7 protein-coding genes are annotated in these 8,042 nt (G+C 28.0%); 1 reads left to right on the top strand and 6 read right to left on the bottom strand.

Annotated features, from left to right (window positions below; genetic code table 11):
• Positions 1-111: 111 nt before the first annotated feature.
• The 4 genes from AB2369_RS09130 to AB2369_RS09115 form a co-directional block, all read right to left on the bottom strand.
• Positions 112-1,041: a MerR family transcriptional regulator gene (locus AB2369_RS09130; RefSeq protein WP_367666174.1), complete on the bottom strand. Its 930-nt coding sequence runs from the start codon at positions 1,039-1,041 to the stop codon at positions 112-114.
• 179 nt (positions 1,042-1,220) lie between these two features.
• Complete coding sequence (locus tag AB2369_RS09125) at positions 1,221-2,162, bottom strand: phosphoglycerate dehydrogenase (protein WP_367666173.1); 942 nt, start codon at positions 2,160-2,162, stop codon at positions 1,221-1,223.
• A gap of 384 nt (positions 2,163-2,546) precedes the next feature.
• The gene (locus tag AB2369_RS09120; protein WP_367666172.1) at positions 2,547-2,711 is read right to left on the bottom strand and encodes a zinc-ribbon domain-containing protein; all 165 of its coding nucleotides are present in this window, start codon (positions 2,709-2,711) and stop codon (positions 2,547-2,549) included.
• Positions 2,712-3,248: 537 nt separating this feature from the next.
• Positions 3,249-4,478 (bottom strand): amidohydrolase, encoded by a 1,230-nt coding sequence (locus AB2369_RS09115; RefSeq protein WP_367666171.1) that lies wholly within the window; start codon positions 4,476-4,478, stop codon positions 3,249-3,251.
• 399 nt (positions 4,479-4,877) lie between these two features.
• Here AB2369_RS09115 and AB2369_RS09110 point away from each other — a divergent pair, with 399 nt between their 5' ends.
• A complete protein-coding gene (locus AB2369_RS09110) occupies positions 4,878-5,024 on the top strand; it encodes a hypothetical protein (protein ID WP_367666170.1) in 147 nt (48 codons plus the stop codon).
• Between the two features lie 273 nt (positions 5,025-5,297).
• On the opposite strand, the gene AB2369_RS09105 is transcribed toward AB2369_RS09110, so the two are convergent.
• Together AB2369_RS09105 and AB2369_RS09100 are read right to left on the bottom strand one after the other, a co-directional pair.
• Positions 5,298-6,806: a YfcC family protein gene (locus tag AB2369_RS09105; RefSeq protein ID WP_367666169.1), complete on the bottom strand. Its 1,509-nt coding sequence runs from the start codon at positions 6,804-6,806 to the stop codon at positions 5,298-5,300.
• Between the two features lie 458 nt (positions 6,807-7,264).
• Positions 7,265-7,708, bottom strand: a complete 444-nt coding sequence (locus AB2369_RS09100; RefSeq protein WP_367666168.1) for a DNA starvation/stationary phase protection protein — start codon at positions 7,706-7,708, stop codon at positions 7,265-7,267.
• Between the last annotated feature and the right edge of the window lie 334 nt (positions 7,709-8,042).

Below are 8,042 nucleotides of genomic sequence, written 5' to 3'. Positions count from 1 at the left end.
CTATTAAGTAAATATAAACATATAAAAATCTTTTACATTACATCCTAGCCAACATAAAAAACAGCTTAAAAATCTATTTCTAAGCTGTTTTTTATTAATATCTATATAATTTTATCTTAAAACACAGGGAACACCATCTTCATCATATGATATATTAAGTGATCTTTCTATATTCTCTACAGAGTTTAAATAGGGTACATACTCATCACTTAAAACTTTAAAATATGTCTTGAAGTCTTCATATACTCCTTTTTCCTTAAGCTTATCCTCTAAAGTCTTATTTCTTCTTTTACTCTTTAAATACATCTCTCTATATTTATCATTACTACCTATATTATTAATAAAATCTAATATCCCTGTTTTAATCTTCTCTATTTCTTTAAGATCATTATTAATAACTGCTAGAACTGTACTTCTTTTTTCCTTTTGAAGCTCTAATAAGATATCATCATCTAGCGTATTTAATAAGTTATCCATGTCCTTGGGGATTTTATAGTTGTTTAGATTATCCAGGTAAGTAATAACCTTCTTAAAGGATGTTTTCTTATCTTCTGAATTGAGTTCTGTACTTAGGAAGTGTCCTAACTGAAATAGAACTAACTTTCCATAGTTTCCTGGGAAAACCTTTAGAATCTTTTGTTTTATATACTCTTTATCTGTTTCTTCCTTGTAATCCTCTATAGCCTTTATTATCTCTATAATATTCTCTATTAAGTTTTCTTTATCCTTATCTAAGTACTCTAGGTTTATTATATTTTTTATTCTCTGTAAGTCATTATTGTTTATCTCTAAATAAGATATTTTTTCTTTTATAACTTCAATTAATCTTTTTTCACTATTTAATAAATCTTTTATGCTTTCCATACTAAAATCTAAGATATTTAATCTGTCTACTAACTGCGCCGTTTTTAAATCTTCATGATTATAATCTCTCTGACCATTATTTTTATTCTTTTCTGGATTTATTAATTCTACTTCCTCATAAAACCTTAACTGACTTTTAGTTAATCCTGTAACTCTAGAAGCCTTGGTTATATTCATAGGCTATCACCTCCACATTTTTACTTTTCTATAAAGTAATAGTAAAATACTTCTAAAGTAATAAGTTAAGTATATTTTCATATATTTCATTAGTGAATTTACCTTTAATCTTTATATAGGTTTAATTTTCATAAATAACCCTTATTAAAAAACATATAGTAAAATTTCTTTAGAAAAGATTAATATCCCCTAGAAATATTAACCAAGTTTAATAATTCTCTTCCTTCACTATATCTCTTAAGGTTTTCAAAATAAAGCTCCCATCTTCTATCATCCATAACCTCTGATATCCATGAATTATGACAGGTTATAACCACATTATCTATATCCCAGAGAGGACTATTCTCCTTAAGAGGTTCTTCTTCAAAAACATCTAGTGCTGCCCCAAGTAGCTTCCCTGACTCCAAATGCTGTATTAAATCTTCTTCCTTCACTATTGCTCCTCTGGATACATTTATAAATACAGCATCATCCTTCATCATATTTAATTTATCTTTATTTATACAATGATGAGTTTCCTCTGTATAAGGTAAAGTTACTACTATAACATCACTTTCACTTAAAACCTTGTTTAAATCCTTCATAGCATAACAAGAATTAAAAAATTCTACTTGTGTACCTTTAGTATTTACCCCTATAACTTTAGTACTAAAACCCTGTAGCCTTCTGGCTGCTTCCTTTGCAATTGCTCCAGTTCCTATAAACCCTATGGTTTTACCAAAAATCTCTCTCACCTTAAAATCCATATGCCATTTTCTCTTCTCTTTGTTCCTATAAGCATATGGTCTTCTCTTATACAATTCTAGAATATTAAGTATTATCCATTCTCCCATGGGGATTCCATATCCACCTTTATTATTTGTAATGGTTAAATCTTTTATATAGTCCTTTGGTAATTGATCAAAACCAACACTAGATAACTGTATCCATTTTAAAGCCTTCATCTTTGATATATCTAACTTCTCAAAAGGATTGTAACAAACTAATATCTCAACCTCTTCCATATAAGGCTTAAATTCTATTGAACTTTCTTTTTCATAAAACACTTCATATCCTAAAGCTTCTATATCTTCTTTACACTTATCATTAACTCCAAAAGTAATAAGACATTTTTTCTTCATATTTGCAACCCTCTCTTACAATTAAGTTTATACTAGATAATCAAATTATATCATTATACAAAAGCCTAAAAAATTATATAAGCTAAAATTAAACCTGTATATCCATTAAAGATTTACTCTATGAATAATACTATTAAATCACTTCTTAATACTAATGATTACTCCAATCTATATATAATAGTATATGTATATACACAATCTATATCAATATGATTTTCCTATATTTAATATACTTTATCTAACATTCTAGTTAAATTATTTATTTTAAATTATGCACTTCAATGGTAAATAGCTAATAATTTTAGAGCTATAATTTAACTAATACAAGGAGCTATATAAAAAACCCTATAGATAAATCTATAGGGTTTAAATATCAAAAGCTTATTATCTTCTGAATCCTCTGTTGTTTTGTTGCTTTCTAGCTCTTCTACAATCAGGACATCTTTGTGGTTCATTCTCAAATCCTTTTTCTTTGTAGAACTCTTGCTCTCCTTCAGTGAATACGAATTCTTTTTCACAATCTTTACATACGATAGTCTTATCTGCCATTTTAACATTCCTCCTAGAATTATGATAAGATCTTAAATGATTTAACATTTCTTTTTTAGAGGAATGTTAACATTCAAAAATCTTATGCCTTTATGTGTTATTTAAAGCATGAAGTTATTTTACCATTAAAATCTAATTTTTTCAACTACATTCCTGTTATATTTCATTATTCTAAATAAATACATTTTTTATACAATACATTGATTTTAGAATATATATAAGGAATTTATTTAAATTTCCTACAAGAAGTTTAAATATAGCTATCAACCTTATCCCCCTATTTTACTTAGTTTCCCCTTGTTATAATAACTCTAATACCCTTATTGAATACCTACTGTTTATTTTAAGAGAATCTCTTCCAATATCAAATCTTAATTTTCTGAATTAAGATTTTTAAATATATATATTTTTCTTTTTTGCCTATATATCTAAATAAATTTCATACCTTATATTCCCTTTACTTAAGAGCAACATTTTTATATTCGCCCAATTTTTATATTACTTATACATTGAATTTTTTAAAGTTTCTTACATATGTTACTTATTCCTATCTAACTCTCCTGATACTAAATTCCCCTTAAACATAACTGCCTTTCTTGGAATTCTTCTAGCAATAACTTCTGCTGAACAAGAAGCATCTACAAATAATATATTTGCTTCCTCCCCTATTCTAGGCCAAACTCTTTCTCCTCTTCCATTTAAAGGAGTTTCTCCATTTGTTATAAATCCTAATGCTCTTGTTAAAGAGTACTCATCAATCCAAGAAAACTTCTCTGCCATTCTGCTAGCTTTTTGAACCAAATCTCCAGTACCAAAAGGACTCCAATGATCATTTATATTATCATTAACTATATAAGTCTTTACTCCTTTTTCATATAATAATGGTATTGGTGGAGCTGGTGCATCTATGGGACAAGTACTTGCAACACTTATATTTAAATGAGCTAATCTATCTACTAACTCATTAACTTCCTCTACAGGACCATTTCCCATACAGAAACCATGGCTTATATTAACTCTTCCTTGCCACTTAGCCTCTTCAGTAAAATCTGCTAATCTATTTATAGTATATACTCCCAGATTTCCTCCATCATGTATATGTATATCTACATCTGAATTAAACTCCACCGCTATATCCATCATAACTTCAAGAGATTTTTCTATGTTTTTATCTATAGTAGCGGGATCTAAACCTCCAACTACGTTAACTCCCCAATTCATAGCATCTTTCATAAGCCTAATAGAGTCACTTCTTAATAATCCATGCTGTGGAAAGGCCACTAACTCATAGGTAAGTTTATCCTTAAAGTTTTCAAGGGCCTCTTTAACCCTTTCTAAATTCTTAAGTCCAATGATTGGATCTACATTACAGTGTACTCTAGCATGGGTAACTCCATTATTAGTTATTAATTTTAATAGTTCTTCTGCCCTACACGTGGTTTCTGGAAGGAAGTTTTCTAAGAATTCCTCTTCTTCTCTTATTCTATCTCCAACTCCCTTAAAAGGTGTGCAAGCTTTCCATGGTCCTCCAAAATGACCCTTATCTAAATGTATATGTTTATCAGTAAAAGTTGGTAATGCCAATAACCCTCTTACGTCTATAATCTCAACATTTTCTTCCTGGATTTTTTCCTTTTGAATTTTAACTATCTTCCCATTCTCTACTAATATGCTGTATTTACTAGTTTTAGTAGTCTTAATCTCTTCAGTATGATTAATAAAACCATCCTCAAGAAAAACATTTGTTAGCCAAAACTTATTATTCATGAAAATACCCCCTAATTAAAAATAATGTGATCTACTACATTATAATATTACATTATTTTTATTTATAATAGATAGTAAAAATTAGATTTTTAAAAACAAATTATTATATTACTCAAAATAGTCTTACAATAATGTAAGCTTAGGTTATATACTGTAAGGTTTTTAAATTGTTCCTATATATTATTATGGCTAAAATAAGTTTATAAGTTTATACCTCTTAGTTTTATTAGGGTAAATATAAAACTTAATATATGTATGAAAATAAATCTATAAATAATTCTTAATCTTTGATTTATTTTAGAATATTAGGCAAGAATGACTAGATAGATTAGAGTAATTTTTAGTTGTTTAAAGAGGTTTAGTCATTTAATATATTTTAATACATAAGGAGGATATATTATGAAAAAATTAGTTTTAGCATTACTTGGAATAGGAGTGGTTGGAGCATCTGCCATTTGCTTAAATAAGAAAAAAAATATAGTAAGTAAAAAAGAAACTATAACTGAAATGCCTTCTATAAATTCTAATATCCTAACCAGAAAATAATATAATATCTAGTTGCACAATTCTTATATGGTAAATTTTATGGTTAAATAAAAATTGGGCTGTAGCATTAAGAAATCTAACCACAATATATTGTAGTTTTTATTCTTTGTGCCATAGCCCAATTTTTAAAGTTATTTATCTGATGTCTAGGAGCTGTAACACCCCCATCTTCTTAAATAAAAGGTGGGGGATCACATTTGGTACGCTCCTAGATTAACTTATATAACCTTCAGATGATTGAAAGAACACCACCTGAAGGAAGATTCGTTCTATTTAAAACAATGATTGAACTAAAAGCATCACCGCTGCCAGTATTCCTATATAACCCATAAGAGGCATGATAAATTTAAGCCATCTATCATAAGTAACATCTACCATGGCTAAGGTTGCAAGAATTAATCCTGTGGGTGTTATGAATGCCATGAGCCCTTGACCATATTGATATGCACTAACTATTACCTCTCTTGGAAGTCCAACAGCATCTGCTAAAGGTGCCATAATAGGCATTGATAAAACTGCAAGACCTGAAGATGATGGTATAAAGAATCCTAAAACTATATACACAATAAGCATTACAATTACAAAGATACCTGAGTTCATACCTGTAACTGCTTCTGAAGATGCATTAAGTATAGTATCCGATATAAGACCACCATCCATTATTAAATTTATAGCTCTTGCTACTCCTATGGTTAAAGCAACACCTATAAGATCTCCTGCTCCAGCTACAAATTTATCAACGAAGGCCTTTTCTCCCATTCCTGAGATTGCTCCTATTATTATTCCAACCACTAAGAATAAAGCAGTCATTTCAGTAAACCACCATTCCTTAGATGATACTCCCCATATCATAACTCCAAAAGCTAATGTAAATATTATAAGCATAAGTTTACGTCTTCCATTAAATTCTGGTACATTATTAGGATCATATCCTTTTAAGAATTTTTCTGTTATCTCTTCTTTTTGATCATAAATTAAGGATTTTCTAGGATCTAACTTTATTTTCTTACCATACTTGATAATATAAATTATAGTTATTATGGTGGCTATAATAAGTCCTACTGCCCTAATAGTAAGTCCCTGAGTAAAGTCTATTCCTGCAGCATTAGAACCAATAACTGAGGAGAATGGATTTACTGTTGAAAACATGGTTCCTATGGATGAACCCATATAAAGGGCAGCTATACAAACTATAGCATCATATCCCGCTGCCATAAATACGGGAACTAATATAGGATAGAATGCTATGGTCTCTTCTGCTAAGCCAAAGGTTGTTCCACCTAATGATATAAGAGATGTAACAACTACAATAAGTAAAAATTCTCTTCCCTTAGTTGCACGAGAAAGACTTGCCATCCCTGCATCAAAAGATCCTGTACTGTTTAAAACACCAATAACTCCACCAATTATGAAAACAAACATTATAATATCAATAGTATCATATACTCCTTTTATTGGTGCTTTAATTACATCAATGACTCCTTGTGGATTACTCTTTACCTCTTCATAAGTTCCTGGTATAGCAACTGCTTTATAGATGCTTCCATCGGTAAACTTTTCAATATTTACTTTAACTCCTAATTCATCTAGTGTATCTTGTGTCCCGGGTTTTTCTTCAACTGAGCCATCAGGTTTAGTTATAGAAAAAACCTTCTTTTCTCCCTCGTACTTTAACTTTGAATAGGCTCCTGCTGGAATTATATAAGTAAGAATAGCTACAGCAATTAGCACTATAAAAAGAACTGTAAAGGCTGTTGGAAAACTTCTTTTCTTCTTAGTCATATATATCACCCCAAATATAGTTATTTAATATAATTATACAATAAATTACCTTATTATCTAAAAAATTATATAAATTTATTATTTACCTTAATACTATAGTATTTTTTTTACATTTCATCTATAAAAAATATATTTTTTTGTTTGTTTTTATATTTTATCTATTAGTATATATAAATTTACTTTATAAATACCTATTGATGATATTTGTTTCCCCTTGTCTCTAGAATATGCTATTGTTATAATCTAATTAAATTTTTTAGAATTACTAACCCTTGATTTTTTTAGAATTATAGGTTTATTTCAATATAAATATTACTTTTATCTTAGAACTAATATATTTATTAAATATTCTCTTATACTTTAAAAATATATGGATATAAAGTCTTATGACTAAATTATAAAAATAAAATTAGCACTAAATAACTAATTATTTAGTGCTAATTTATTATCTTATTTTATTAACTATTGTATGCTCTTACCATCCATAGGAATTTTTCATAGGATCCAATAAATCCGGCCATCATATCTACTATAATTTGAACCTTATCTTCTTCTGCTATTTCTAATATTTCTTTAGCATGTCTTAACATTAACTTATAATCTTCTTCAACTATGCTTATTGATTCCTTAGCTGATACACTACCTACTTCTCTTTCTTTTATAGTAGCATTATCTAAATACTCTTTTAAAGATGCGAAAGGAGTTCCTTCTAGTATTAATATTCCTTCAGCTACCTCATCCAAGTGTGCTGAAGCTTCATTATAAAGTTTTTCAAAAAGTTTGTGTAATTCAAAGAAACCTTGACCTTTTATATACCAATGTAAATTGTGAAGTTTTATATTTAATACTCCTAGGTTAGATAAAAACATGTTAAGTTCCTTTTGTAAATTATTTATTGCCATAAAAACTACCTCCAATATACTAAAAATTTATATTCAATCTAGATTCAGTTTGTATTCACTATCATTTTGTAATCACTACAATTTAATAATAAATGTTATATTGGATTTTGTCAACAGATTTCAAAAAATATTTTCACTTAATAATAATTATCCATTGAACACAATTTTTTATATGCTATAATTATTACATTAATAATATTATTTCTAATTTAAATATTTTTATTACTTAAAAACATTTAAAGTTAGATATAATATATGTTAATGCAAAGAATATAAGTTAATCTTATTCAAGGTTATTAAAATTGGAATATTTTTAAAACTTTAATTTTTTAAG

The organism is Clostridium sp. (assembly GCF_040797585.1).
Classification (GTDB): Bacteria; Bacillota; Clostridia; order Clostridiales; family Clostridiaceae; genus Clostridium_Z.
This window is presented reverse-complemented; position numbering and strand designations above follow the sequence as displayed.

Excerpts from the sequence above, each read along its gene's own strand:
- AB2369_RS09105 (WP_367666169.1), bottom strand. The coding sequence starts at position 6,806 with ATGACTAAGAAGAAAAGAAGTTTTCCAACAGCCTTTACAGTTCTTTTT.
- AB2369_RS09115 (WP_367666171.1), bottom strand. The coding sequence starts at position 4,478 with ATGAATAATAAGTTTTGGCTAACAAATGTTTTTCTTGAGGATGGTTTT.
- AB2369_RS09110 (WP_367666170.1), top strand. The coding sequence starts at position 4,878 with ATGAAAAAATTAGTTTTAGCATTACTTGGAATAGGAGTGGTTGGAGCA.
- AB2369_RS09125 (WP_367666173.1), bottom strand. The coding sequence starts at position 2,162 with ATGAAGAAAAAATGTCTTATTACTTTTGGAGTTAATGATAAGTGTAAA.
- AB2369_RS09130 (WP_367666174.1), bottom strand. The coding sequence starts at position 1,041 with ATGAATATAACCAAGGCTTCTAGAGTTACAGGATTAACTAAAAGTCAG.
- AB2369_RS09100 (WP_367666168.1), bottom strand. The coding sequence starts at position 7,708 with ATGGCAATAAATAATTTACAAAAGGAACTTAACATGTTTTTATCTAAC.
- AB2369_RS09120 (WP_367666172.1), bottom strand. The coding sequence starts at position 2,711 with ATGGCAGATAAGACTATCGTATGTAAAGATTGTGAAAAAGAATTCGTA.